Source organism: Streptomyces odontomachi (assembly GCF_024435355.1).
GTDB classification, from domain to species: Bacteria; Actinomycetota; Actinomycetes; order Streptomycetales; family Streptomycetaceae; genus Streptomyces; species Streptomyces odontomachi.
The window spans coordinates 17,211-42,220 of sequence record NZ_JAMJWG010000039.1 but is presented as its reverse complement, the minus strand read 5'-3'; the positions used below and the strand labels follow the sequence as shown (position 1 = coordinate 42,220).

Annotated in this window: 16 protein-coding genes; 10 read left to right on the top strand and 6 right to left on the bottom strand. The window is 73.1% G+C overall.

Translation table 11 applies throughout. The features are described 5' to 3' along the window. The 6 genes from NQO67_RS41260 to NQO67_RS41235 form a co-directional block, all read left to right on the top strand. Positions 1–2,740: type I polyketide synthase (locus NQO67_RS41260; RefSeq protein ID WP_255955732.1), on the top strand; the 2,740-nt coding region annotated here is incomplete at its 5' end. 37 nt (positions 2,741–2,777) lie between these two features. After that, on the top strand, positions 2,778–7,616 hold the full coding sequence (locus NQO67_RS41255) for a type I polyketide synthase (protein ID WP_255955731.1): 4,839 nt from the start codon (positions 2,778–2,780) through the stop codon (positions 7,614–7,616). Continuing rightward, positions 7,616–9,127 carry an FAD-dependent monooxygenase gene (locus NQO67_RS41250; RefSeq protein WP_255955730.1) on the top strand — a complete coding sequence of 504 codons (1,512 nt, stop codon included), beginning with the start codon at positions 7,616–7,618 and terminating at the stop codon, positions 9,125–9,127. The genes NQO67_RS41255 and NQO67_RS41250 overlap by 1 nt, the downstream gene beginning before the upstream one ends. Positions 9,128–9,188: 61 nt before the next feature. Continuing rightward, positions 9,189–10,343 carry an alpha/beta fold hydrolase gene (locus NQO67_RS41245; protein WP_255955729.1) on the top strand — a complete coding sequence of 385 codons (1,155 nt, stop codon included), beginning with the start codon at positions 9,189–9,191 and terminating at the stop codon, positions 10,341–10,343. A gap of 53 nt (positions 10,344–10,396) precedes the next feature. Next, the gene (locus NQO67_RS41240) at positions 10,397–10,825 is read left to right on the top strand and encodes an allene oxide cyclase barrel-like domain-containing protein (protein ID WP_255955728.1); all 429 of its coding nucleotides are present in this window, start codon (positions 10,397–10,399) and stop codon (positions 10,823–10,825) included. A gap of 12 nt (positions 10,826–10,837) precedes the next feature. Then, positions 10,838–11,947 carry a ferritin-like domain-containing protein gene (locus NQO67_RS41235; RefSeq protein ID WP_255955727.1) on the top strand — a complete coding sequence of 370 codons (1,110 nt, stop codon included), beginning with the start codon at positions 10,838–10,840 and terminating at the stop codon, positions 11,945–11,947. A gap of 48 nt (positions 11,948–11,995) precedes the next feature. On the opposite strand, the gene NQO67_RS41230 is transcribed toward NQO67_RS41235, so the two are convergent. Continuing rightward, entirely contained in the window at positions 11,996–12,928 is a 933-nt protein-coding gene (locus tag NQO67_RS41230) for an alpha/beta hydrolase family protein (protein ID WP_255955726.1), read from the bottom strand. A gap of 31 nt (positions 12,929–12,959) precedes the next feature. After that, positions 12,960–13,415: an Lrp/AsnC family transcriptional regulator gene (locus NQO67_RS41225; RefSeq protein WP_255955725.1), complete on the bottom strand. Its 456-nt coding sequence runs from the start codon at positions 13,413–13,415 to the stop codon at positions 12,960–12,962. Positions 13,416–13,539: 124 nt separating this feature from the next. Here NQO67_RS41225 and NQO67_RS41220 point away from each other — a divergent pair, with 124 nt between their 5' ends. After that, positions 13,540–14,148, top strand: coding sequence for an RBBP9/YdeN family alpha/beta hydrolase (locus tag NQO67_RS41220; RefSeq protein ID WP_255955724.1), 609 nt, complete (start codon positions 13,540–13,542; stop codon positions 14,146–14,148). A gap of 186 nt (positions 14,149–14,334) precedes the next feature. Continuing rightward, the gene (locus NQO67_RS41215; protein WP_255955723.1) at positions 14,335–14,946 is read left to right on the top strand and encodes a dihydrofolate reductase family protein; all 612 of its coding nucleotides are present in this window, start codon (positions 14,335–14,337) and stop codon (positions 14,944–14,946) included. On the opposite strand, the gene NQO67_RS41210 is transcribed toward NQO67_RS41215, so the two are convergent. Beyond that, the gene (locus NQO67_RS41210; protein WP_255955722.1) at positions 14,898–15,743 is read right to left on the bottom strand and encodes an LLM class flavin-dependent oxidoreductase; all 846 of its coding nucleotides are present in this window, start codon (positions 15,741–15,743) and stop codon (positions 14,898–14,900) included. The two genes, NQO67_RS41215 and NQO67_RS41210, sit on opposite strands and share 49 nt — an antisense overlap. A gap of 580 nt (positions 15,744–16,323) precedes the next feature. On the opposite strand from NQO67_RS41210, the gene NQO67_RS41205 reads away from it, so the two are divergent. After that, positions 16,324–16,977, top strand: a complete 654-nt coding sequence (locus tag NQO67_RS41205; RefSeq protein ID WP_255955721.1) for a DUF4232 domain-containing protein — start codon at positions 16,324–16,326, stop codon at positions 16,975–16,977. A gap of 192 nt (positions 16,978–17,169) precedes the next feature. Here the strand turns inward: NQO67_RS41205 and NQO67_RS41200 are convergent, their stop codons facing one another. Continuing rightward, complete coding sequence (locus NQO67_RS41200; RefSeq protein WP_255955720.1) at positions 17,170–18,765, bottom strand: MFS transporter; 1,596 nt, start codon at positions 18,763–18,765, stop codon at positions 17,170–17,172. 335 nt (positions 18,766–19,100) lie between these two features. After that, positions 19,101–21,050, bottom strand: a complete 1,950-nt coding sequence (locus tag NQO67_RS44475; RefSeq protein WP_308295747.1) for an ABC transporter ATP-binding protein — start codon at positions 21,048–21,050, stop codon at positions 19,101–19,103. Positions 21,051–21,259: 209 nt separating this feature from the next. Here NQO67_RS44475 and NQO67_RS41190 point away from each other — a divergent pair, with 209 nt between their 5' ends. Further along, a complete protein-coding gene (locus tag NQO67_RS41190) occupies positions 21,260–21,979 on the top strand; it encodes a TetR/AcrR family transcriptional regulator (RefSeq protein ID WP_255955719.1) in 720 nt (239 codons plus the stop codon). Positions 21,980–22,013: 34 nt separating this feature from the next. Here the strand turns inward: NQO67_RS41190 and NQO67_RS41185 are convergent, their stop codons facing one another. Continuing rightward, the gene (locus NQO67_RS41185) at positions 22,014–24,863 is read right to left on the bottom strand and encodes a helix-turn-helix transcriptional regulator (RefSeq protein WP_255955718.1); all 2,850 of its coding nucleotides are present in this window, start codon (positions 24,861–24,863) and stop codon (positions 22,014–22,016) included. Positions 24,864–25,010 lie beyond the last annotated feature (147 nt).

Below are 25,010 nucleotides of genomic sequence, written 5' to 3'. Positions count from 1 at the left end.
TCTGTTCACCGGCTCCCTCAACCTCCAGACCCACCCCTGGATCGCCGACCACGCGGTACTCGACACCGTTCTCCTCCCGGGCACCGCGTACACCGATCTCGCGCTGTACGCGGCGGCCGCGACCGGCGGCAACCACGTCGAGGACCTGGTGCTGGAAGCGCCCGTCGCGCTCACCGGGCAGAGCAGCCTGGAAGTCCAGATGCGGGTGGAACCGGCGGACGGTGACAACCGGCGGGCGTTGACCATCCACACCCGTCCGGCGGCCGTGGACCGGACGGACGAACCGTGGACGCGCCATGCGCACGGCACCGTTGCCGATCGGCCCGTGGCCGCCGCGCCCGTGGTGTCCGTCTGGCCGCCCGCGGGGGCGGCACCGGTCGACACCGGCCGCCTTTACCAGGACATGACCGGTGCCGGGCTCACGTACGGGCCGGTGTTCCAGGGGCTGGCCCAGGCGTGGCAGGGAGAGGGCGGCGCCGTGTACGCGACCGTCGAGCTGCCGGACGGTACGGCGCACCATGAGCATCCGATCCACCCGGCCCTGCTCGACGCCGCGCTGCACGCGATCGCGTTGACGGCGGGCGGTGACGGTGCGGGCTCCGGGACGCGGCTGCCGTTCGCGTGGGGCGGGGTCACGCTGTACGCCTCGGGGGCGCGGACGCTGCGGGTCACCGTCGCACCCGTGCCGGACAGCCAGGACGAGTACCGGCTGAGCCTCGCCGACGAGACCGGGCAGGCGGTGGCGGACGTCGAGTCGCTGACGTTGCGGCCGATCAGTGCCGAGCAGTTGGCGGCGCTGCGGAGCGCAGGTCAGGATCCGGTGTACCGCGTCGAGTGGGCGCCGCTGTCCTCGACCGGCACCGGGCGGGCGGACGAGGCGGACGGGCCCTGGGCGGTCATCGGTGGCAGCGGGGTCCTGGCGGCGCTGCAAGCGTCCGGTCTTGACGCTTCCGGGCTCGCCACGCTCGATCCCGCCGCCCCCGATGCCGATGCCGATGCGGACGCCGACGCCGATGCCGGCGACCCCGTCGCCCGTGCCCATCGGCTCACCGCTCACGTCCTCGGTGTAGTGCAGCGGTTCCTGGCGGACGAGGAGGCGGCCGGTGCGCGGCTCCTCGTCGCCACCTCGGGTGCCGTTGCGGAGCCGGGTGCCGTTCCCGAGCCGGGTGGGGGCGTGGACCTGGCGGCGGCCGCGGTGTGGGGTCTCGTGCGGACCGCGCAGTCGGAGAACCCGGACCGGATCGTCCTCGTCGACCACGACGGGCGACCCGCGTCGCTGACCGGGCTGGCCGGGGTGCTGGCGGCGGGTGCGGCGCAGGTGGTGGTCCGGGACGGCAGGGCGGCGGTGCCGCGGCTGGTCAAGGCCGCGCCCGGTGCCTCGGGAGAGGGGTCGGCGCCGGCTTCGGACGAGACGTCGGCCACGGCACCGTTCGGGCCTGACGGCACCGTGCTCGTCACCGGCGGCACCGGCACCCTCGCGGCGCACACCGCCCGGCATCTGGTCGCCGCGTACGGGGTACGGCGGCTGCTCCTGCTGAGCCGGCGCGGGCCGGCCGCCGACGGGGCGCGCGAACTCGTCGCCGAGCTACGGGAATCGGGTGCCGAAGCGCTGGTCGTGGCGTGTGACGTGGCGGACCGTGCCGCGCTCGCCGCGGTGCTGGCGGAGCATCCGGTCGGTGCGGTGGTGCACACCGCGGGCGTCCTGGACGACGGCGTCCTGCCGGCGCTGACGGCCGAGCGTCTCGCCGGGGTGCTGCGGCCGAAGGTCGACGCGGCCTGGCACCTGCACGAGCTGACCCGCGAGAGCGACCTGACGGCCTTCGTGATGTTCTCCTCGATCGCCGGCACGTTCGGCAGCCCCGGCCAGGCGAGCTACGCCGCGGCGAACGCCTGGTTGGACGCGCTGGCCCGGTATCGCAGGGCCGAGGGCCTGCCGGCGGTCTCGTTGGCCTGGGGCCTGTGGGAGCAGAGCAGTGCGCTGACCGGCGGCCTCGACCAGGCGGACCTGGCCCGGCTGAGCCGGGGCGGTGTCGCGCCGTTGCCGACCGGTGAGGCGCTGGACCTCCTCGACGCGGCGCTCGCCGCGGGCCACGCCACCTGTGTCACGGCCCGGCTGAACATGCCCGTCCTGCGGCAGCAGGCGGCCGGCGGCACCCTGCCCGGCATCCTGCGCGCCCTGGTCCCGGCGCCCGCACGGCGCGCGAGTGCCGTCACCACCGGCCTTCCGGAGCGGCTCGCCGCGGTGGCGGCGGAGGAACGCGGCGCACTGGTGCTGGAGACGGTGTGCGGGCACATCGCCGCCGTCCTCGGGCACGCCGGCGCGGACGCCGTCGATCCGGGGCGCCCGTTCCAGGAACTCGGCTTCGACTCGCTGACCGCGGTCGAGTTCCGCAACCGGCTCGCCGCCGACGCCGGACTGCGGCTGCCTGCCACGATCGTCTTCGACTACCCGACCGCCACGTCACTCGCCGAGTACCTCGCCGGGCGCCTCGGTGACGGGGGCGGCGCGGCGGCCGTGCAGTCGGACCTGGCGCGGCTGGAGACGGCCCTGCTCGGGATGGACCGGGACAGCGGGGTGCGGACCCAGCTGACCATGCGGCTGCGTGCCCTGGTCGAACGGCTCGACGAGACGCCGCAGCGGCCGGTCTCCGCCGAGGAGACCACGGACGCGCTCAGTTCCGCCTCCGCCGCAGAGGTACTGGACTTCATCGACCGCGAGTTGGGGCGGGCCGCCCAGTGACCTCCCCACGCGGCGCCCGCTGGAAAGGCCGGACCCCATGACGAACGAGACGCAGACGAACGAGAAGCAGGCGAAGGCGATGAACCAGGCGGACGCATCGAGCCAGGCGGACGCACCGAGCCAGGAGAAGCTCGTCGACTATCTGAAATGGGTCACGGCCGACCTCCAGAAGACCCGGGAGCGGCTGCGGCAGGTCGAGTCGGCGGCCCGGGAGCCCATCGCGATCGTGGCGATGGGCTGCCGCTACCCGGGCGGGGTGCGCACCCCGGACGACCTGTGGCGGGTGGTGCGGGACGGCGTCGACACGATCTCCGGGTTCCCCGGGGACCGCGGCTGGCCGCTGGCCGACCTGTACGACCCGGACCCGGAACGCTCGGGCACCAGCTACGCGCGCGAAGGTGGGTTCCTCTACGACGCCGACCACTTCGACCCGGCGTTCTTCGGGATCAGCCCGCGCGAGGCGGCGGCCATCGACCCGCAGCAGCGGCTGCTCCTGGAGATCGTCTGGGAGTGCTTCGAGCGCGCCGGGATCGTGCCGGCCGAGCTGAAGGGCAGCTCCGTCGGCGTGTTCGCCGGGGTGATGTACGACGACTACGCGGGCCGTCTGATGCACCGCACACCCCAGGAGGCCGAGGGCCTGCTCGGCACCGGCAGTGCCGGCAGCCTCGCCTCCGGGCGGATCTCGTACACGTTCGGTCTGGAGGGCCCCGCGGTCACCGTCGACACCGCGTGCTCGTCGTCGCTGGTGGCGATGCACCTGGCGGTGCAGGCGCTGCGGGACGGCGCGTGCACGATGGCGCTGGCCGGCGGCGTCACCGTGATGGCCACGCCCGGGGTGTTCATCGAGTTCAGCAGGCAACGCGGCCTGGCCCGGGACGGCCGGTGCAAGTCGTTCGCCGCGGGTGCCGACGGCACCGGCTGGGGCGAGGGCGGAGGGGTGCTGCTCCTGGAGCGGCTGAGCGACGCGGAGGCCAACGGGCACCCCGTGCTGGCCGTGATCCGCGGGTCGGCGGTCAACCAGGACGGCGCAAGCAACGGGCTGACCGCACCCAACGGGCCCTCGCAGGAGCGGTTGATCCGGCAGGCGCTGGCCGGCGCCCGGCTCACCCCGTCCGAGGTGGACGCCGTCGAGGCGCACGGCACCGGAACCACGCTCGGCGACCCGATCGAGGCCCAGGCGCTGCTCGCCACGTACGGCCAGGACCGGGACGCCGCACGGCCGCTCTGGCTCGGCTCGGTCAAGTCCAACATCGGGCACACCCAGGCGGCGGCGGGTGTGGCCGGCGTGATCAAGATGGTGCAGGCGATGCGGCACGGCACCCTCCCGGCGACGCTGCACGCTGCCGAGCCGACCCCGCACGTCGACTGGGACAGCGGCGCCGTACGCCTCCTCAGGCAGGCGCGTGACTGGCCTGCCGACGGACGCCCGCGCCGGGCGGCGGTGTCGTCCTTCGGCATCAGCGGCACGAACGCGCACGTCATCCTGGAGGCACCGGAGGTGTCCGGGACGTCTGAAGCAGCGGAGGCAGCGGAGGCAGCGGAGACGTCTGGGGCGGTCGACGGCGCTTCTCAGGAAGGAGCGCCCCGGACGGTGCCGTGGGTGCTGTCGGCCCGGTCGGACGAGGCGCTGCGGGAGCTGGCGGCCCGGCTGCGGGACCTGCCGGAGCAGGATCCGCCGGCCGTGGCGCGCGGGCTGGCCCACGGACGTACGCACTTCGCGCAGCGCGCTGCCGTCGTCGCGGCGCGCCCCGACGAGTTCACGGCGGCGCTCGACGCACTCGCGTCGGGCGAGGCGTCACCGGCGGTCGTGCGCGGGGCGGCACGGTCGGGCCGGACGGCGTTCCTCTTCACCGGCCAGGGCGCCCAACGCCCCGGCATGGGACGGGAGCTGTACGCCGGTCAGCCCGCCTTCGCCGCCGCGTTCGACGAGGTGGCGGCGCTGCTCGACCGGGACCTCGAACGGCCCCTGCGCGCGGTGGTGTTCGCCGAGCCGGGCACCGCCGACGCAGCGCTGCTGCACGAGACCCGGTACGCCCAGACCGGTCTCTTCGCGCTGGAGATCGCGCTGTTCAGGCTGCTGGAGTCGTGGGGCGTGACGGCGGACTGCGTGGCCGGTCACTCCATCGGTGAGCTGGCCGCTGCCCACGCCGCCGGGGTGCTGACCCTGCCCGACGCCTGCGCGCTGGTCTCCGAACGTGCCCGGCTGATGCAGGAGGCACCGGCCGGCGGCACCATGGTCGCCGTCGAGGCCACCGAGGAGGAGCTGCTGCCGCACCTCGGCGACGAGGTGGCCCTGGCCGCGCTCAACGGGCCCCGCGCCACGGTGATCTCCGGTGGCCCGGCGGTGGCCGCCGTCGCCGAGCACTTCGCGGCGCTGGGCCGCCGGACGAAACGGCTCCAGGTCAGCCATGCGTTCCACTCCGCGCACATGGACACGGCCCTGCCCGGGCTGCGGGACATCGGCGCCGGCATCACCTGCCACCCGCCGCGGCCGACCCTCGTCTCCAACGTCACCGGCCGCCCGGTGACCGCCGGGCAACTCGCCGACCCCGGGTACTGGGCCGAGCACGTGCGCCGCCCGGTGCGGTTCGCGGACGGGCTGCGCGCGCTGCACGACGCCGGTGTCACCACGTTCGTGGAGCTGGGCCCCGATCCGGTGCTCACCGGGTTCGTCCGCGACACCCTCACGCACGCCTCGGACGTCCCGGGTGCCGCGGACGACGAGGCGGCTCCGGTGCTCCTCGCGACGCTCGCGTCCCGCCGCCCGGAGACGGTCACCGTCCTCACCGCGGTCGCCGGTGTGCACACCGCCGGCGGCCCGGTCGACTGGGCGGCGGTCCTGGGCCGCGGTGACACCGCGACGGAGCTGCCGACGTACCCGTTCCAGCGACGCCCGTACTGGCTCTCCCCGGCCTCCGAAGCCGGCACCGCCCAGGAGCACGGCGACGGTGCCGAGCCCGGTTTCTGGGCGGCGGTGGGCGACCTGGACGCCGCCGGCCTGGACGCCCTCCTGGACCCCACCGACGCGGAGCGCGCCGCGCTGGAGACGCTGCTGCCGGTGCTGTCGGCCTACCGCCGCGGCGCCTCCAGCCTGTACCGCGCCGACTGGCATCCCCTCGCCGACGTCCCCGCGCCCCCGCTGACGGGACGTTGGCTGGTCCTCGCGCCCGAGCCGTCCGGCACGGCAGCAACGGCGGCCACCACCGTGCCGGACGACCTCGCCGCAGCCCTGACCGCGTGCGGTGCGAGCGCCGGGACCCTGCACGTGCCGCACCCGGCCGACGCCGACACGCTGCGGGACCTGCTGCGGCAGACGGTCGACGAGACCCCGGAGCCGGTGCACGGCGTGCTCCTGGTCGCCACCGGCGAGACGGCGGACGGCTCGGCGCCGGACGACTTGGCGGCGCACGCCCCCGCGCCGGCCCCCGCCCGGCACGCCCCCGCGCCGTACGACCCGGTGGCCGGCCCCACCGCGGCCCTCCAGGCGCTGGACGCCACCGGCCTGGACGCCCCGGTGTGGGTGGTGACCCGGGACGCGGTGGCCGCGACGCCCACGGACGTGCCGGGCGACCCGGCGGCCGCCGGGGTGTGGGGCGCGGCTCCCGCGCTCCTCGCGCGCCACCCGGACCGGTACCGGGGCCTGGTCGACCTGCCCCCCGTCCTGGACGCGGCTGCCCGCCGGCGGCTCGCGGCGACGCTGACCGCACCGGCCGGCGAGGACCAGGTGGCGCTGCGTCCGGCCGGGCTGCTCGCCCGTCGCATGGTGCGCGTGCCGCGCAGGCCCGGTGGCTGGAGCCCGACCGGAACCGTGCTGGTGACCGGCGCCACCACCGTCGTGGGCCGGCACGCCGCCCGCTGGCTGGCCCGGCACGGCGCCCCGCACCTGCTGCTCGCCACCCGACCCGACGCGGACGTCACGGCGCTGGAGGCCGAACTGCGCGCCCGGGGCGCCGAGGTGACCAGCGCCGCGTGCGACCCCGCCGACCGGACGGCGCTGACCGCGCTGCTCGGGACCGTCACCGCCGACCGGCCGCTGTCCGGCGTCGTCCACGTGGCCTGCGGCGACGACGACCCCGATCTGCCCGTCGCACCGGGCGAGGCGGTCCGGTACCGGGCGGCCGCCGCCCGGCTGGACGAGCTGACCCGGGGTGCGGGACTGTCGGCGTTCGTGCTGCTCTCGCCGGCGTGCGGGATGCTCGGCGGTTCCGGTCAGGCGGCCCTCACCGCGTACTGCGACACCCTCGCCGCCCGCCGCCGCGCCGCCGGAGACCCGGCCCTCGCGGTCGCCCACGGCCCGCTCACCGACCGTGCGGACGGCTCTGCCGCGACCGGCAGCACGGCCGGACCCGGCGCCTGTACCGCGGGGCTGCGGCCCCTGGACGCTCGGGCCGCGATGGACGTGCTCGGGCGCGCGGCCGACGGCACCCCGGGGCAGCTGGTGGTCGCGGACATCGACTGGGCGGTGCTCGCGGCGGACTTCCGCGGCGGACTGTTCCAGGAGATCCCGGAAGCCCGCGCGGCCCGTGCCGCAGCGGCCGAGGACCGCGGTTCCGCGGCGCCCCTGGGCATCCTCGAACGGCTGGCGCTGGCACCGGAGGCCGACCGGGCCCGCGTCCTGCTGGACCATCTGCGGACCGAGGTCGCCCTGGTGCTGGCCCTGGAGCCGGGTCAGGTCGACGCCGGCACCGACCTCATGGACTTCGGCTTCTCCTCGCTCACCGCGATGGAACTGGTCTCCCGGATGAAGGACGCCGGCATCGAACTGACCCCGTCCCTCATCTACGACACCCCGACCCTGCTCGACCTGGCACACGCCCTGCTCGACCTGCTGCCCGACCCCACCGCGGCCCACCCGGCCGCCCGAAGGAGTTCCTGATGAACCACACCGTCATCGTCGCCGGGGCCGGACCCGTCGGGCTGCTGCTCGCCTGCGAACTGCGCCTGCACGGCGTCGAGACCGTCGTCCTGGAACGGCACGAGGAGCAGCTGGGCCAGGCGCTCGGCAACGCCCTGAACTCCGCCACCGTGGAACTCCTCGACCAGCGGGCCGTGATGTCGGCGATCCGCGAGGACGGCTTCGAGTGGCCGCTGGCGTACTTCGCCGGCTACCAGCTCGACCCGGAAGCGCTGGCCGAGCGGCACAACAACACCTTCATCGTCAGCCAGTCCAACCTGGAGCGGCGCCTCGAAGCACACGCCGTCGCGCTCGGTGCGACCGTCCGGCGGGGCCACGAGATCATCGGCGTCGAGCAGGACGCCGAGCAGGTCACCGTCACCGTGCGGTCCGCCTCCGGCACGTCCCGGCTGACCGGCGGCTACCTGGTCGGCTGCGACGGCACCGGCAGCACCGTGCGCACCCTGTCGCAGATCGAGTTCCCCGGCGAGGACCTGCCCTTCCACGGTATCGCCGGCGACCTCGAGGTCGAGCCGGACGACGAGCTGTTCCAGCGCGTCGGCGCCCACCAGCAGGACCGTGGCCCGTTCATGCTGGCGCAGGTCGGCGAGCGCGCCATCCGGATCGCCATGGGCGAGTTCGGCACCGCGCCCGCGCACCCCGAACAGGACCCCGACGAGGCCGAGATGCGTGCCCTGGCGGAGCGTCTCACCGGCCGCCCGCTGACCACCGGCCGTCCGCTGTGGCTCTCCCGCTGGCACAACGTCACCCGGCAGGCCGACCGCTACCGCAAGGACCGCGTCTTCCTGGCCGGCGACGCCGCGCACACCCACTTCCCGCTCAGCGGCCTGGCCCTCAACACCGGCCTGGAGGACGCGCTGAACCTCGGCTGGAAACTGGCCGCAGCCCTCGCAGGACACGCTCCCGACGGCCTGCTGGACAGCTACCACGACGAACGCCACCCGGTCGGCACCCGTGCCTGCATGGCCACCCGGGCCCAGGTCGCCCTGACCCACCCGGTCGACAGCATCCGCTCCCTGCGCGAGCTGTTCGGCGAGATGGTCAAGCTGCCCGAGGTCAACGAGTACCTGATCAACCTCAGCTGCGGTCTCGCCGTGCGCTACCCGGCCGCCGACGAGGGGCAGCACCCGCTGGTGGGCCGCCGGCTCGTCAACACCGAGCTGGTCACGCCGGGCGGCACGACCACCGTCGCGCGCCTGCTCCACCCCGGTCTCGGCGTGTACCTCGACCTGTCGGACGGCGCGGTGCCGGTCCCGGACCTGTCGGAGCTCAAGGACCGCGTCACCGAGGCCCGCGCCGAGCCCGCGGCGGAGATCCCGGCCGCCGCGGTGCTGCTCCGCCCGGACGGCCGGGTCGCCTGGGCCACCGGCACCGGCACCGAGCGCGGCGCCGGCGACGCGACCGACGCGGGACCCGAGGCCGCCCTGGCCCGCTGGTTCGGCGCCGTCCCCGCCGCGCCGGAGCTCGCATGACGACCGGCACCGCAGGGGTTCACCGGCGCGCGGGGGAGCCCATCGTGAAGGCGGGGCGAGCATGAACGACATCGCGGAACTCAAGGAGTTCGTCCGGGTGCACGCCCGGGGCCAGCAGATACCGGACGTCGAACGGATCCTGGACCGGATCACCGACGACGGCACGGGACCCGGCTCGTGGACCGGCGAGTGGAGCGCCGAGGCCCGCACCCTGGAGGCGGCCGGCCGGCACCTCGAAGCGTGCCGCCACCACATCATGGCCCGCTTCCCCTACGAGGACGGGCCGGCGCGCAAGGAGGCCGCCGAGCAGGCCGTGGCCGCCCTGGACCGCTGGCGCTCCGGCAGCTCCGGCAGCGACATCCACCGCTTCGAAACGGACATCGACGGTCACCGTGTCGCCTGCTGGCAGACCGGCCTGTCGCCCGACCACCGCCGACCGCTGCTCGTCCTCATGGGCGGCAACGTCAGCGTCAAGGAGCAGTGGGCGCCCGCGCTGCCGGTGTTCCGCCGGCTCGGCATGGCGGCCGTCGTCGTCGACCTGCCCGGCATCGGCGAGAACGCCGTGCCCTACGACGCCGACAGCTGGCGCTTCCTGTCCGGGCTGCTCGACGCGCTGTCCGACCAGGCCGACGTGCGCCACACCTACGCGCTCGCGCTCAGCTTCAGCGGCCACCTGGCGCTGCGCTGTGCCATGGACGACCCGCGGATCAGGGGAGTGGTGACGGCGGGCGCGCCGATCTCTGCCTTCTTCACCGACACCGACTGGCAGTCCCGGCTGCCGCGCATCACCGTGGCCGCGCTCACCCACCTGACCGGCACGGGACCCGAAGGGCTGCACGACTGGGCGCTGCCCGCGGAACGCCTCGCCCGGCTGGACATCCCGGTGGCCTACGTGGCCAGCGCACGCGACGAGATCATCCCCGCCGCCGACGTCGAACTGCTCCGCAGCCACGTACGCGACCTCGACGTCCTGGTCCACGACGACGTGCACGCCTCACCCGAGCACGTCACCGAGAGCAAGCTGTGGTCGGCGCGCGCACTGCTGCGGATGCGCGGCGTACGGGACCTGCGCAGCCTGGCGATCGGCCTGATGTGGCGGACGGCGCGCGCCCGGGGGCGGTTGCCGGGCGGCGCGCGCACGATCGCGCGATCAGATTCCCGACCGGGTTCCCGATCCGACGCACGACCGGACACGCGGTCGGGTGCCGCCCCATGACGTCGCCCCATCCGGCAGGACCACCCTCACCCCTTCGAAATCCAGGAGTCACCATGTCTGACCACGCGACCGAGGAAATCGTCATCAGCGACATCAAAGAGGTGTCGCACGTGACGATGCACCTTCCCGAAGGCGGAAAGGAAGGCCCCGGAACCGTAGTGACCTTCCACGCCGAACTGCTCGATTCCGAGGGCGCCCAGATCGCGAAGACGCCCGACGGATTCGGTCTGGTGTACCTGGACCCGAACGACAAGCGGGTCAAGGAACAGGTGTCGGGCACCGATGAATTCGCCGACGGCAGCATTTACTACACCGGTGTCGTCGACATCCAGTCGATCATCGCGGGGGAGCCGCAGGTCTTCAGGGCGTTCGGCGTCAGCGGCCGCTACCGCGGGAGGTCCGGCACCCGTTCGATCACCGTCGTCGGCCGTGAGGACGCCACCACCACCGTCTTCACCACGCACTTCTCCCTGAAAGACTGAGGAAAGCCGCACATGAGCAGTTTGGACAAGTACACCAGCCCGGTCAGCGCGGACACCTGGGACGTGCCGGCGGCGGGTGCCACCAGGTTCACCTGGGAGTACGACGGGGGCCGCGAGCGGCTTCTCAACCTCTACCAGAAGGGAAAGGACAAGCAGTGGGACGCCCAGACCCGTATCGACTGGGACCTCCCGGTAGATGAGAACAACCCGCTCGGTCTCCCGGACGAATTCAACCCCCTGAAGGGCTACGAGCGTTACGAGCGCATGCCCGCCAAGGAACTCGACATTCTGCGGCGGCACAACTGCTCGTGGATATTCAGCCAGTTCCTGCACGGCGAGCAGGGCGCGATGTCCGTCGCGGCCCGGGTCGTCGAATCCGTTCCCGACCTCGATGCCAAGTTCTACGCGGCCACCCAGGTGATGGACGAGGCACGGCACGTCGAGCTGTTCTCGAAGTTCGCCAACGAGAAGATCGGCATGCTGTACCCGATCAACGACGGACTGGCCCGGCTGCTCTCCGACGCCCTCAGCGACGGCCGCTGGGACATGCCGTACCTCGGGATGCAGGTCCTCATCGAGGGCCTGGCCCTGGCGACCTTCGGCGTGTACCGGGACCTGGCGACCAACCCCATGGTCAAGCAGCTCCTCGCGTTCGTCATGCAGGACGAGGCCCGCCACGTCGCCTTCGGCCGGCTCGCGCTCAGGGACTACTACAGCCAGATCACCGAGAAGGAGCGCGCCGAGCGCGAGGAGTTCGTGGTCGAGGGCTGCTACCTGATGCGGGACCGGTTCCAGGCGAAGGAGGTCTTCGAGCGCGTCGGGCTGCCGGTCGACGAGTGCGTCAAGCACCTGGAGACCTCCGAGATCTACACGATCTACCAGTCCCTCCTCTTCAGCCGTATCGTCCCCTGCGTCCGCGACATCGGCCTGTGGGGCGACAAGGTGCAGGCGGCCTACGCCGACATCGGCGTCCTGGACGCGGCACGCTCCGACCTGGACGCCCTGATGCGCCAGGACGAGGAGATCGCCGAAGGCTTCTCCAAGGCCGAGGCGGAGGCCGAACTCGACGCCCGCCGCCAGGAGGTCGACGCTGCGGTGGCGGCGGGGGCGGAGTCCGACTGAGGCAGGCGGCTGCCTTGAGGCCGGTGGCGGCGCCCCCAGCGCAGGCCGTCACCGGCCGGCAAGCCAGCGGGTCACCGTGTCGAGATAGCCCGGCGCAAGCGCGCGGCCGCCCGGGTCCCGCACCTGCACCCGGTGGTCGGCGCCGGGGAACACCTCCACGGTCAGCGTGGCCTGCCGCGCGCGTGCCGGGTGGCAGGCGGCCAGGGTGAACCTGTGGACGCTGTCCGCGATCGGGACCAGCGGGTCAGCGCCGCCGAAGAGCGCCAACTGCGGGCAGCGCAGCGCGCGCAGGTCCGAGGCCGGGTCGTGGTCCTGCATCCGTTTCAGGAACGTCCACAGGCGTTCGTCCATGCCGTCCCAGAACTCGGCCAGCCGTGCCGGCCCGCCCGCGTCGTCGACGAACCGTGCCACCGTCCGGAAGTCGGCATCGCGCCGGCCCGCTCGAACCAGACGGTCGTACAGGGCCAGCGCGCGGTCGCTGTCCGCGTGCGGATCCCCACGATCCCCGTGGGCCGCCCGTAGGCGGTTGGCCAGCGCATGGCGTTCCTGCACGGCCGGGCTCACTCCCGGGCAGCTGTTGGTGATGACCCAGGGCACGTCGTCCCGGGCCGCCGAGGCGTGCAGGGCGACCCAGCCGCCCTCGCTGTGGCCGAAGAGCCCCGTCGCCTCGGGCCTGATCCCGGGCTGGGCGCGCAGGCACGCCAACGCGGCTGTCGCGTCGGCCGCCAGGTCGTCCATGGTCGCGGCACGCCAGTCGCCGGACGACCCGCCGACCCCACGCTTGTCGTAGGACAGCACGGCGAGTCCGGCTCGCAGCAGGTGCCGCCGCAACGGCAGGAAGTACCCGCCGTTGTCCCGGTCGGTCGGCCCTGACCCACCGACCAGCACGACGCCCGCAACGCCGGCACCGGCCCGACCCCCCGGCACGCTCAGCGAACCGGCCAGCCGAACGGCTCCACTGCCGAACGCGACGTCCCGCACGCTGATGCTCCTCAACAGAAGTCGTCCCGGGTCACGACGGGGTCCACGTCGCGTCCGTCAGCGGTTTCCCGGCGTAGGCGCGGAGCACGAGGGAGGTGATGACCTGGCCGTGCCGGGACAGCGCGTCGACTATTCCTTCCAGGCGTTCCGCCCGTGGGCAGTGCACGTCGAAGATGAGGCAGTCCTCGCCGGTGACCCTGAGGACGGAGGTGATCTCGGGGGTACGGGAAGCGAGGTCCAGGGCGTGGGAGAGCTGGGCGGGCGCGGTGCGCAGCCGGATGACGGCGTGGATGTTCAGACCGAGTGCCGCGGGGGCGACGACGGCCCGGTAGCCGGTGATGACGCCGCTCTTCTCGAGCCGTTGGATGCGCGCACTGGCCGCCGGCTGCGAGAGCCCCACACGGCGGCCCACCTCGGCGCCGGTCAGGCGGCCTTCGACCTGGAGCAGGGCGAGGATGTCGCGGTCGATCCGGTCGAGTGATTCCATCGTTGTCCGCACCATCTCCCTTGAGATCACTTGGCTCGAAGTCGCCGTTCGGTTGCGTCCGGCAGGATCTGCCTCAGGCACCCCCGGGACCGCAATGGCGACGACGAGTGAACGGTGGCAGGCAGTGGTTGCGTACCTCATCATCCCCGGTATCGACGGCTCCGACGAGCAGCACTGGCAGAGCCTGTGGGAACGGGAGTGGGGCCCCGCGGCGGTCAGGATCGCTCCGGCCTCGTGGTCCGTGCCCGATCTCGACGACTGGGTCGAAGCCGTCCAGGTGGCCCACGACGAGGTCTCCCGGCACGACCGCCCTGTCGTGCTGGTCGCCCACAGCCTGGGCTGCTGGGCGGCGGCCAGATGGCTGGACGGGAACGCGTCGGGTCCGGTGGCCGGCGCCTTCCTGGTCGCGCCGCCCGACCCGCGCGGGGAGGTGTTCGCCAGCCGGGTGCGTACCTCCCAGCCGGCCGCGACGTTCATCGAGACGTCCACACGACCGTTGCCGTGCCCGGCCCTGGTGGTGGGCAGCAGCGACGACCCCTACTGCGCCCCGGAGGCGACCGTCGACTTCGCGGCACGCTGGCAGGCGCGACGGCACGTGGCGGACGGGCTCGGGCACATCAACTCCACCAGCGGCCTCGGTGCGTGGCCGCAGGGGCGTGCGCTCCTGGACTCGTTGACCGGGAGTGATCGACCACCGCACGGGACGTCGAGCACCAGCGGGTGCCGGCGGTGAGCCACCGGCGCCCGGCGTCGAGCCATCGCCCGGACGCCGGGCCGGCCAGGCCGCACGTTCCGCGGCGGCCGATGAGTTTCGCCGCGATCGGCAGTCATGGATGACGTGGAGTGCGGTGCGGCCACGGGCGTGGCCGAAGCGTGCTCGGATTTCGCCAGGAGACACGCCCGTAGACGAAGGAGCGCCATGAGGATCGTCGTCATCAACCACGTCACCCTGGACGGCGTCATGCAGGGACCCGGCCGCAGTGACGAGGACACCCGAGACGGCTTCACCCAGGGCGGCTGGGCCGCCGAGCGGGCCGGGGACGACGCCATCGGCAGGGCATGGGGCCGGCGGCTGTCCGCCAGCAGCGGGTACCTGCTGGGCCGCCGCACCTACCAGGACGTCCTGGGCCACTGGAACACCCAGGACAGCCCGTTCCGCGACGCCCTCAACAACGCCCCCAAGTTCGTCGCCTCCCGCAGCCTGACCGACCCCCTGCCGTGGCCCAACTCCTCGCTGCTCAGCGGTGACGTCCCGGCAGCGGTCGCCGAGCTCAAGAAGACCCCGGGCGACGACCTGCACATCATGGGCAGCGGCGCGCTGATCAGGTCCCTCGCCCCGCTCGGCCTCATCGACGAGTACCTGCTCTGCATCCATCCCCTCGTCCTGGGCGCCGGCCACCGCCTGTTCCCCGACGGCTTCAGCCCGGCCGCGTTCGACGTCGCCGACGTGACCCCGACGGCCAGCGGCGTCATCATCGCCGGCTACAACGCGTCCGCGACGCGATCCACCTGGTCCGGGTCGAGGCCGTAGCAGTAGAGCATGACCTCGTCGGCACCGAGGTCGCCGAAGGCCGCGACGGCCCCGCGGATCTCGGCGGGCGTGGTGAGCAGGCCGGCGACCATCCGGTCCGCCATGCCGGTGAAGGCGTAGTAGGCGTGCATGGCCGTCCGGGCGTCGTCGATCACGTCCTGCGGGCCGAGCGCGACGTTGACCTGCGCGACGATGCGGGGCTCGCCGTCGCGGCCGTGCCGCTGCCAGAAGCCGCGGACGGTGTCGAACAGGCCGCCGGCCCAGGACGGCGCCGCAGCGGCCAGGAAGCCGTCGCCCCAGCGCGCGACCCGTTCGAGTGCGGCGGGCTTGAAACCGCCGAAGAGCACTTCGGGGCCACCGGGCCGGGCGGGCGCGGGCCCGATCGGGCCGACGCCGGCACCGTACGGCGCACCGGACCACAGGCGCCGCAGCACCGCCATCTGCTCGTCCAGGCGGCGGCCCCGGGTGCGCATGTCGACGCCCGTGACCTGGTGGTCGTCGTCCCGGCCGCCGATGCCCAGGCCCAGGACCAGGCGGCCACCGGTCATCCGGTCCACCGTGGCGGCCTGCTTGGCGAGCAGCGCGGTGTCGCGCAGCGGGGCGAGCAGCACCTCGGTCTGCACGCGGATGCGGGAGGTGGCGCCCGCGAGGAGGGCGAGCGCGACGAGGGGCTCGGGGTTGTCGTAGACGAGCCGGTCGAGCAGGCCCAGCGTGCTGAAGGGCCCGGCGTCGGCGCGTTGCGCCCAGGTGAGCAGGGTGGTCGGGTCGCCGATGGGCAGGCCTATACCGACGTTCATGAAGAGGACCTCCGGTAGGAAGGGTCGACAAAGTCCGCTGCCGCCCCTCCGGCACCTCGCTCGGCGAGGTGGGACGCGCCCGCTCTGCGGCGTGCTTCTGGGGAACGTCTCGTCGAAGTAGGCCCACTCTAGGCCGCGTCGGGTGCGCGGGCCAGGCAGTTCGGGGCGGCCGGTCAGCGGGGGAAGGAGGTGGGTGGGGTGGAGAGGTCGTGGCGGCGGTGCCGATCAATGGTCGGCCGGTCACAGGTCGGTACCAGCGGTCGAGCGGCGTGGAGAGTCACCGCGACGGCCGCCGAAACCGGCTCTCCGGGGTGCGGCGCGCGCACCGGCGAGACGTCCCGAGTGCCGCCCGAGGCCCCGTTTTCCGGGCCGAACGGCGATACGGGCGCCGGGTGCGCGAGCGGCGTCGGAGGGTGGGCGCCGGCGGTGGTTCCCCGCAGCCGCGCGCAGTCGTGTGTCACAGGCAGGTATCCGGGGTCGGTGGGGCGGAACGTGGCCTTCGCCGAGCCGCTCTGGCTGGTCAGCAACGCTCGCTCATACCGAGCCCACGGCACCGACCCGTCACGCAAAGGAAGAAACGATGCGCGTTCAGAAGATCACCCTCGCCGCCCTGGCCCTCGCCGCGAGCCTCTCGCTCACCGCCTGCCAGGGCGACGACGACGCCGCGGGTGCGAACGACTCCGCCTCCTCCGCCGCGTCCTCGGGCGGCTCGACCGACCAGACCTCGGGCGGCAGCGACGCATCGGACGACAGCGGCAGCGGCAGCGACACGAGCAGCGCCGGCGAGTCCGCCGACGGGGGGTCCGCGGACGGCAGCGGTGGCGGGCAGGTCACCACCGGGACGTGCAAGACCGCGAACCTCGCCTTCAGCTCCTCCCACGGGATGGGCGAGGGCGAGCTCATCATCAGCCTCAAGAACACCGGCGAGGCCTGCTCGCTCAAGGGCTTCCCCGGGGTCGACCTGATGTCCCAGGACACCTCCGAGCCGCTCAGCGCCAACCGCAGCACCCTCGCAGCGCCGGGCGTCGCCCTCCAGACCGGCGACACGACCCGCTTCACCCTGCACTACCCGCCGAACAACTCCGGTGGGACCGGCGTGTACGTCAGCGCCCTGCACGTCACCCCGCCCAACGAGACCCACTACAAGGCCCTGTCGGTCAGCTTCAGCGTCCCGGTCTCCGCCGACACCGGCGACAAGGTCATGGTGGACCCCGTCGGCACCGGCAAGCAGTGACGAGCCGTCGGTGCGCGACCGGTGTCCGGGCGCGGCGGACGCCCGGGTGAGAGGGGAAGAGGGGAAAAGGAAAGGCGACCGGCGCTCGGCCGCCGGTCGCCTTTCACCGACCCGTCGGGGGATTTCGGGCCGGGCCGAAGGCGACCGCTCCCAACGGGGGTGGGGGCGCGGGCGCCTTCGTGTCTGGGTGGGTCAGCGGTCGGGGGAAGCGGCGGCCATGGCCATCTCCGTGGTCTTCGCCGACGGGGTGGCGGCGACCTTGGGCAGCAGCCAGAAGACCAGCAGGCCGCCGAGCACGGACATGGTGGCGCTGGTGACGGCCGCCTCCAGCATGCCGTGGGCGTACGCGCGGTTGGCGGCCTCGGCCAGGGTCCGGGCGGCCTGCCCGGGCAGGTGGGCGGCGACGGTGTGGGCGCCGGCGATCCCGGAACGCGCACCGTCGTGCGCGGCGCCGGTCAGGCCGAGGGTGTCCAGCGTGCCGTCGAGCCTGCCCCGGAAGGCGCCGTTGAGCAGGCTGCCGAGGCTGGCGGCGCCGAGCGCGGAGCCGAAGCTCTGCATCGTCCGTGACAGCGCGTTGCCCATGCCGGTCTGCTCGGGGGCCAGCGCGTCGAGTACGCTGTCGGCCGCGAGCGGCATGCTCACACCGAGGCCGAGTCCGAAGACCACCAGCGCCAGGGCGACCGGGCCGTAGCCGCTGTCCGCGTGCACCAGCGTGAGCAGGACCAGGCCGACCGCGCTGACCACCATGCCGAACGGCAGGACCGCCTTGGTGCCGAACTTGGACGCGTACGTGTCGCTGACCCCGGCGCCGGCGAGCACCGCGCCGATCATCGGCAGCAGCCGCAGACCGGTGCCCTGCGGGTCGTTGTCCAGGACCACCTGGAGGAACGGGCTGACGATGAACATGATGCCGCTCATCGAGAAGCTGATGACGGCGAAGGCGACGGTGCCCCAGGTGAAGGTGCGGTTCCGCAGCAGCTTCAGGTCGACCAGGGGTTCGCTCACCCGGCGCTGCCACATCAGGAACACGGCGATCAGCACCACACCGCCGATGAGCGGGGCGAGCACCTGGGTGTCCCAGCCGTACGTGGGCTGCTCGATGATGCCGTAGACGACGCCCATCACACCGGCCGCCGACAGGACGGCGCCGAGCCAGTCGATCCGCGGCTTCGCCGGGTCCTTGCTCTCCGGCACCAGGAAGAACACGCCGATCAGGCTGGCCAGCACGACGGGGCCGTTGATGAGGAAGACCGAGCCCCAGCTGAAGTGGGTGAGCAGCCAGCCGGCCAGCAGCGGGCCGAGCGGCAGGCCGAGCATCGCCCCGATCGTGGTCACCGCGACGGCCTTGCGCCGGGCGGCCGCGTCCGGGAAGAGCGCGGGCAGCAGGGCCAGCACCATCGGCATGATCACCGCGGCTCCGGCGCCCATCGTGGCGCGCAGCGCGATCAGGGCTCCGGCCGAGTCGGCCTGGCTGGCGAGCACGGAGGAGACACCGAAGACGACCAGGCCGGCCAGCAGCATCAGGCGCAGCCCGATCCGGTCGCCGAGCTTGCCGATCGGCAGCAGCAGTCCGGCCCAGGTCAGGGTGTACGCCGTCTGGATCCACTGGAGTTGGGTGGTGGATGCGCCCAGGGACGAGGAGAGGGTCGGCAGCGCGGTGTACAGGATGTAGCTGTCCAGGCCGACCACGAGCACGCTGGCCGTGAGTGCCGCCAGAGCCCACCACTGTGCGCGGGTGGTCTCCGGGGGACTCGTCCGGCCCTGCTCCGAGGGCGTGGCGATGGCCATGAAATGGCTCCTCTTTCTTGCTCCGCTGTCGCGCGCCGTCGTGCCGCAGGCGCACTGCATAAGACGGGGCGCACTCCCGCATAGCGTGGTGAGCCTCTTCGGACACTGTATGACTGGATTTGAAATCTAGTCAATCGTAGGGGCGACGATCTTGCCGGCCGGCTCACGGCCGTTCAGGGGGCGTTTCGGGCACGGGTGTTGGGGCGCTGCGGCGGCGCGGGGCGGGTGCGCGGGGGGCGTGTGCAGGTGCAGTCGTGTCCCCGCGTCCCCACCCCGCGCACCCGCGCACCCGCGCATCGTGTGGCGTCGCGTCAGGCCGCGCGTCAGGCCATGTGTCAGGCGTCGCGGTGCCGGAAGACGACGTAGCAGGCGCCCATCAGCCCTCCGGTGACCACCGCCATCACGGTGAGCCCGGTCGCCGGGTCGAGCAGCCCCGGGTCCCGCACCACGGTCATGACCTGGGTGCCGGCGCGCGTGGGCCAGTACTTCTGGGCCAGTTCCGACAGCTTGCCGGGCAGCGCGGGCGAGACCGCGGGCACCATCAGCATCGTGCCGAACAGCGCACCCGTGGTGCCCGTGGCGCTGCGCACCAGGCCGCCGAGTCCGAGCCCCAGCAGCCCGGCGACGGTCAGGTAGGCGCTGCCGCCGAGCACCGCACGCAGTGCCTCCGGATCGGTGAGCGCGAGGTGCGGCGCGCCGTTCTTCGCGAGCAGCGCCTGGCCGCCGAGGAAGCCGCCGACCATCGCCGCCAGGCTCGTGGGCACGACCACCGCGGTGACCACCGCCGCCTTGGCCGCCAGCAGCCGGCCGCGCTGGGGGACCGCGGTGAGGCTGCTGGTGATCGTCCCGGTGGTGTACTCGGAGGTGATGCACAGCGCCCCGAGCAGGCTGACCGTCAGCTGGGCGACCAGGTGGCCGCGCAGGCTGACCTCGACGGGGTCGAAGGAGAGGCGGTCGGAGGCGGACATGGTCACGTAGTCGGCGGCTGCCGAGTTGCTGGTGAGCACGGCGAGACCGGCACCTGCGACGACGGTGCCGAGCGCCAGGAAACGGGCCTGCCGCGACGTCACCAGCTTGACCCACTCCGAGCGCACCGCAGAGCCGAACCCGGGCTGCCGCGACACCGGGCGCGCCGGGCGGCCGCGTCCGGCCCGCGCCCCGGGCAGCACTCCGCCCAGCTTCGCCCGCCAGCCGCCGCGCCCCGCTCGTCCCGCTCGCCCTGACGACCCCGGCTGCGCGGGCTGCGTCGGCTGCGCGGGGCGCTCCGGCCGGGTCGGGCGCGTCGGCTGTGCGGTGTCCTCGCCGGGCTCGGGGTCGCCCTGGTCGGCCGGCTCGCTCTCCGGCAACGGGTACGCGGGCTCCGCCCCTGCTCCCGGGGCGAGTTCGCGTGACGCGTGTGCGGTGGTCTCGCCGGTGAGCTCCATGAACGCCTCCTCCAGCGAGCGCCGGCGGGTGGCGAGCTGGTGCAGTTCGACGCCCTGGGCGGCGGCCATCGCGCCGATCTTGGCGCTCTCCAGGCCGGTCACCGCGAACTCCTCGGCACCGAGCGGCCGTATCGTCGCGCCCGCGTCGGCCAGGCGGCTGCCGAAGCTCTCGGCGTCGGGCGTCCGGACGATGGTCTCCACCCGTGCGTTGGCGTCGATGAACTCCTTGACTCCGGTGTCGGCGAGCAGCCGTCCCGCGCCGATCACGAGCAGGTGGTCGGCGGTGAGCGCCATCTCCGCCATGAGGTGGCTGGAGACCAGTACCGTGCGGCCCTCGGCGGCCAGGCGGCGCATCAGACGGCGGAACCAGACGATGCCCTCGGGGTCGAGGCCGTTGAGCGGTTCGTCGAGCACCAGGGTGGTGGGGTCGCCGAGGAGCGCGGCGGCCAGGCCCAGGCGTTGCAGCATCCCGAGGGAGAACGCGGCGGCCCGCTGGTCCGCCGCCTGCTCCAGGCCCACCGCCTCCAGTACCTGCGGCACCCGGGCGAGGTCGATCTCGTTGCTCAGCGCGAGCGCGCGCAGGTGTTGCGCCGCGGTGCGGCTGGGGTGCACCGCGCGGGCGTCCAGCAGGACGCCCACCTCGCGCAGGGGAGCGGGCAGCTCGGCGAAGGTCCTGCCGCGGAAGGTGACGGTGCCGGCGGTGGGGGCGTCCAGGCCCAGGATCATGCGCAGGGTGGTGGTCTTGCCGGCCCCGTTCGGACCGAGGAATCCGGTGACCTCGCCGGGGCGCACGGTGAAGTCGAGACCGTCGACGGCCACCGTGTCGCCGAAGTGCTTGCTGAGTCCGCGTACTTCGATCATCGGAACTCGGACCTCCGGGTGACGTACAAGAGAGTTTTCTACGCTTGACTAATTTCGAACCTTAGTCAAGTGTTCTCCTGCGCCTCCCGCCCGGCCCGCCGCACCACCGGTGACGCCGGCCTGACACGGATCCGGTACGCAGGGACCGGAGGGGCATACTGAGCAGGCAGCCCCAGGTTGATCGTGTGTGAAAGTTGGTCGTGTCAGTCGTGAGAGAGAACAGTTCCGCCCGGCTTCCCGCTGGTTCCACCGCGCGGCAGCAGCGTGCGGAGCGAATCCTGGACGTCACAGCTGAGCTGCTCGAACTGCACGGGTACCGCCGGGTGACGATCGACGACGTGGCGGGCCGCGCCGGGGTCGGCAAGGGCACCGTCTACCTGCACTGGAAGACCCGCGAGGCGTTGTTCTGGGCGGTGCTCCAGCGTGAGGCGCTGCGGCTCTTCGACCAGCTGCTGGTGGAGCTGGGCAAGGACGACGAGCTGGCGCTGCCGCACCGGCTGATGTACCTGATCTTCCTGGAGGTCACGCGCCGGCCGCTGGTCAACGCGCTGCTGCTGTCCGACCCGGTGGTGCTCGGCAACCTCGCGGGGGACGACTCGGTGCGCTCCGCGCAGCAGGAGCTCGCGGAGAACACCAACTATCTCCAGCTCGTCGCCGAGCAGGGCATCCTCCGCGCGGACCGCACCGTCAAGCAGGCCGGGCACATCCTGGTGAACGTCACCCGGGGGTTCCTGGACGACCCCCGCAGCAGCGACGAGGACGCGCTGCCGGTGGAGGAACGGGCCCGGCTGCTCTCCGAGGTGCTGCGTCGTTCGCTGGAGGTCGACACCGTGCCCGCCGCCGCGCTGGCCCCCCTGAACAGCAAGGTGGTCGCCATGTTCACGGAGATGGCCGACGCCCACCGCGAGCAGTTGCAGCGCTCCTACTGACGCAGCCGGTGGCCCGGTTCCCGAACGGGTGCCGTCAGGACGCCGCACGCGCCGGGTTCTTGCGCAGGGTGGCCTGGAGTTCGGTGCGGCTGCGCACCCGCAGCTTGCGGTACACCCGGGTCAGATGCTGCTCGACGGTGCTGATGGTGATGTAGAGCTTGCCCGCGATCTCGCGGTTGGTGAAGCCGAGCGAGGCGAGCGTGGCGACCCGCTCCTCGGCTTCGCTGAGCGCGATGATGTCGTCGTGCGGGGTGGCGCGCGCGACCGGCGTGGCCGGCAGCGAGTCCGGCAGCCGGCTGAGCAGCGTCTTGCGCAACGGCTCCGCACGGCATTCGTCGGCCAGCCGGAGCGCCTGGCGGAACACGCCGCGCGCGTGCTCGTCCTCCCCGAGCGCGGCATGCGCGAAGCCGAGCTCGGCCAGCGCGTGCGCCAGCTCCAACTGGTCACCGGAGCCGCGCAGGTGGGTGACCGCCTCCCGCAGCATCGACGCACGGTGCCGCCGCTCGCTGACCCTGGCCAGCACCCGCAGCGAGATGCCACGGCAACGCGACTGCCCGGCACAGGGCTTGACCAGCTGCTCCTCGGCGAGACCACGGGCCCGTTCGGGCTCGCCCAGGTGCACCAGGGTGGCGGCGGCCGCGGACCGCCACGGCACGATGGAGGGCAGGTCGATGCTCCAGCGGTCCATCAGCTCCCCGCACATGAGGAAGTCGGCGAGGGCGGCCTGGAGCTTCTTGGTCATCAGGTAGTGGTGACCGCGTGCGTAGAGGTAGTGCAGTCCGTAGCGGGTCTCCATGGCGCCGCCCGGCAGCAGATGGCCGAGCAGCGCCGCGGCGTCCTCGTGCTTGCCCATGGCGCTCTTGGCGAGCATCAGCGGGGCCATCGGGGCGCCCACCGCGGTGCCCCAGCCACGGGGCGGAAGGCGGTCGAGGGCCGCGGTGCCGTGGAACTCGGCGGACACCAGGTCGCCGAGCCGGATGGCGGCCTCGGCCCGGGCCGCGGAGACCATCGCGCTCCAGACCGGCGCCTGCTGCACCTTCGCCCCGTCCAGCAGCCGGTCGCACCAGGCGGCGGTGCGGTCCGGATGACCTGCGTAGATAAGCGTGTACAAGGCACTTTCGACCGGTGCGATGGTGCCTTCGTCGGGCTCCAGCTGATGCAGCATCCGCTCGGCCGCGCCGGCGGCGTCCGCGTCACCGCCCTCGCTGAGCAGGATGGACAGCAGCCCGGCCGACCGGGGGCGGGCGCTGAACAGGCTCCGGGTGCCGGGGTCGGAGGTGCTGGGGGAGAGCCACTGGTCGAGGGCGGCCGGATAGGAGGTGCGCAGCCAGCGCACCAGCGCATGCAGCTCCATGGCGCTCTGCGGGCACTGCTCCGCGGACTTGCCGAGCAGGGAGAGCACGGTGGCCACGTCGTCCGTCCGGCCGTGCCACAGCAGCGAGTACACCAGCACCGAGTACACCAGCAGCCCGGTGTGGATGCGGCCCAGCCGACCGTCCTGAAGCGCCGTGATCAGCTGGGTGAGACGGTCGGCGGACAGCGCGGGGTTGACCCGCCACTCGGCGCGCAGCAGCATCATCGCGATCTCCAGCCGGTCGTCCTCGGAGGACGCCGCGGACTCCGCCAGTTCCAGGAAGGAGATGGCCTGCTCGGGGCGCTGGCTGCGGAGTTCCTGTTCCGCGGCGGCCCGCAGGACGTCGACCACCCACGGGTCGTCGGTGTGCCGGGCGGCCACGAGATGGCGGGCGACGCTGGTGGCCGGTGCGCCGATCTCGTACAGCAGGCGCAGCGCGGCCAGGTGCAGGGCGGTGCGCTGCTGCGCGGGGAGGTCCTCGACGATGGCGGCGCGGGCCCGCTCGTGGCGCAGCCGCCCGTCCTCGACGACGCCGGCATGGGCCAGCCCCCGCATGGCCTGGTCGACCTCGGCGGGCTCGAGGCCCAGCAGCCGGGTGACCAGGTCCACGGAACCGTCGGTGTCCAGCAGGGCCAGGGCGCGGGCCACCGCCAGCATGGTGGAGTTGCCGCGGTACAGGCAGGCCAGGACCGCCTGGCCGAACGAGTCGCCGACCGGCAGCCCGCCGCGCGGCCGGGGCAGGCCGGTGACCGCCGTGGCCATCTCGCAGTCGTCGAGCAGCGCCCTGACCAGGAGTGGATTGCCGCCGCTGACGGCCCGGCACTCGTCGCTCCAGGCGGCGGCGAGACGCGGCCCGAGGCTCTGGGAGAGCATGCTCCGGATCTCCTCCGGCGGCATGGGCGCCAGCCGGATGCGGCAGAAGCCGGGCTGGCGCAGCAACTCCACCCGGAAGAGCGGATTGCGCCACTGGTCGTGCTCGGACTCGGTGAGGACGAACAGTACGCGTGCAAAGCGCAATTGCTGCATAAGCGAACGGAGACAGGAGAGCGAGACGCCGTCGGCGTACTGCACATCGTCGATGGCGATGACCAGCGGCCGGGCGGCGGAAAGCCGGGCGAGCGCGTGGTAGAGGCCGTCCAGGAAGGCCGCGGGAACCGCTTGGGGCGCGGTGGTCGAGCGCGCCGCCGAGGTGGTCGTCGATGTGTCGGGCGCCGTGCCCGCTGCCTTGCTTCCGCACTGTTCCAGCAGGTCACGCAGGGCCCCGGTGTCCTCGCCCGCCGCCTCGATGCTGCTCAGCAGCTGGCGCAGGACGGCGGCCGGGGTGTTGCGCTCGGTGGGGGAGGCCGGCACGGTCAGCACGGTCGCGCCCAGCTCCATGGCGCGTTCGGTGAAGGCGTGCAGCAGCTCGGTCTTGCCGCTGCCCACCGCGCCACTCGCCAGCGCGACCCGGCATCTTCCGAGCATGCTGGCGCGTAGCATTTCCTCTGTCTCGGCGAGCTCTCTTTTTCTGTTTTTGACGTGTTCCAGCATCAACAGTTCCCCCCGTGCTGCGAATCTGCTTTACATCAAATAAAATAAAAGAAAGCGTCGTGCCTCCATGGTCGGCAATGATGAGGCCGATGGCTGAGGGCTGGTGTACGTACTGACGTCGACGGCCCCTGTGCGCACCGGTGCCGG

Excerpts from the sequence above, each read along its gene's own strand:
- NQO67_RS41255 (WP_255955731.1), top strand. The coding sequence starts at position 2,778 with ATGACGAACGAGACGCAGACGAACGAGAAGCAGGCGAAGGCGATGAAC.
- NQO67_RS41250 (WP_255955730.1), top strand. The coding sequence starts at position 7,616 with ATGAACCACACCGTCATCGTCGCCGGGGCCGGACCCGTCGGGCTGCTG.
- NQO67_RS41245 (WP_255955729.1), top strand. The coding sequence starts at position 9,189 with ATGAACGACATCGCGGAACTCAAGGAGTTCGTCCGGGTGCACGCCCGG.
- NQO67_RS41240 (WP_255955728.1), top strand. The coding sequence starts at position 10,397 with ATGTCTGACCACGCGACCGAGGAAATCGTCATCAGCGACATCAAAGAG.
- NQO67_RS41235 (WP_255955727.1), top strand. The coding sequence starts at position 10,838 with ATGAGCAGTTTGGACAAGTACACCAGCCCGGTCAGCGCGGACACCTGG.
- NQO67_RS41225 (WP_255955725.1), bottom strand. The coding sequence starts at position 13,415 with ATGGAATCACTCGACCGGATCGACCGCGACATCCTCGCCCTGCTCCAG.
- NQO67_RS41215 (WP_255955723.1), top strand. The coding sequence starts at position 14,335 with ATGAGGATCGTCGTCATCAACCACGTCACCCTGGACGGCGTCATGCAG.
- NQO67_RS41210 (WP_255955722.1), bottom strand. The coding sequence starts at position 15,743 with ATGAACGTCGGTATAGGCCTGCCCATCGGCGACCCGACCACCCTGCTC.
- NQO67_RS41205 (WP_255955721.1), top strand. The coding sequence starts at position 16,324 with ATGCGCGTTCAGAAGATCACCCTCGCCGCCCTGGCCCTCGCCGCGAGC.
- NQO67_RS41200 (WP_255955720.1), bottom strand. The coding sequence starts at position 18,765 with ATGGCCATCGCCACGCCCTCGGAGCAGGGCCGGACGAGTCCCCCGGAG.
- NQO67_RS44475 (WP_308295747.1), bottom strand. The coding sequence starts at position 21,050 with ATGATCGAAGTACGCGGACTCAGCAAGCACTTCGGCGACACGGTGGCC.
- NQO67_RS41185 (WP_255955718.1), bottom strand. The coding sequence starts at position 24,863 with ATGCTGGAACACGTCAAAAACAGAAAAAGAGAGCTCGCCGAGACAGAG.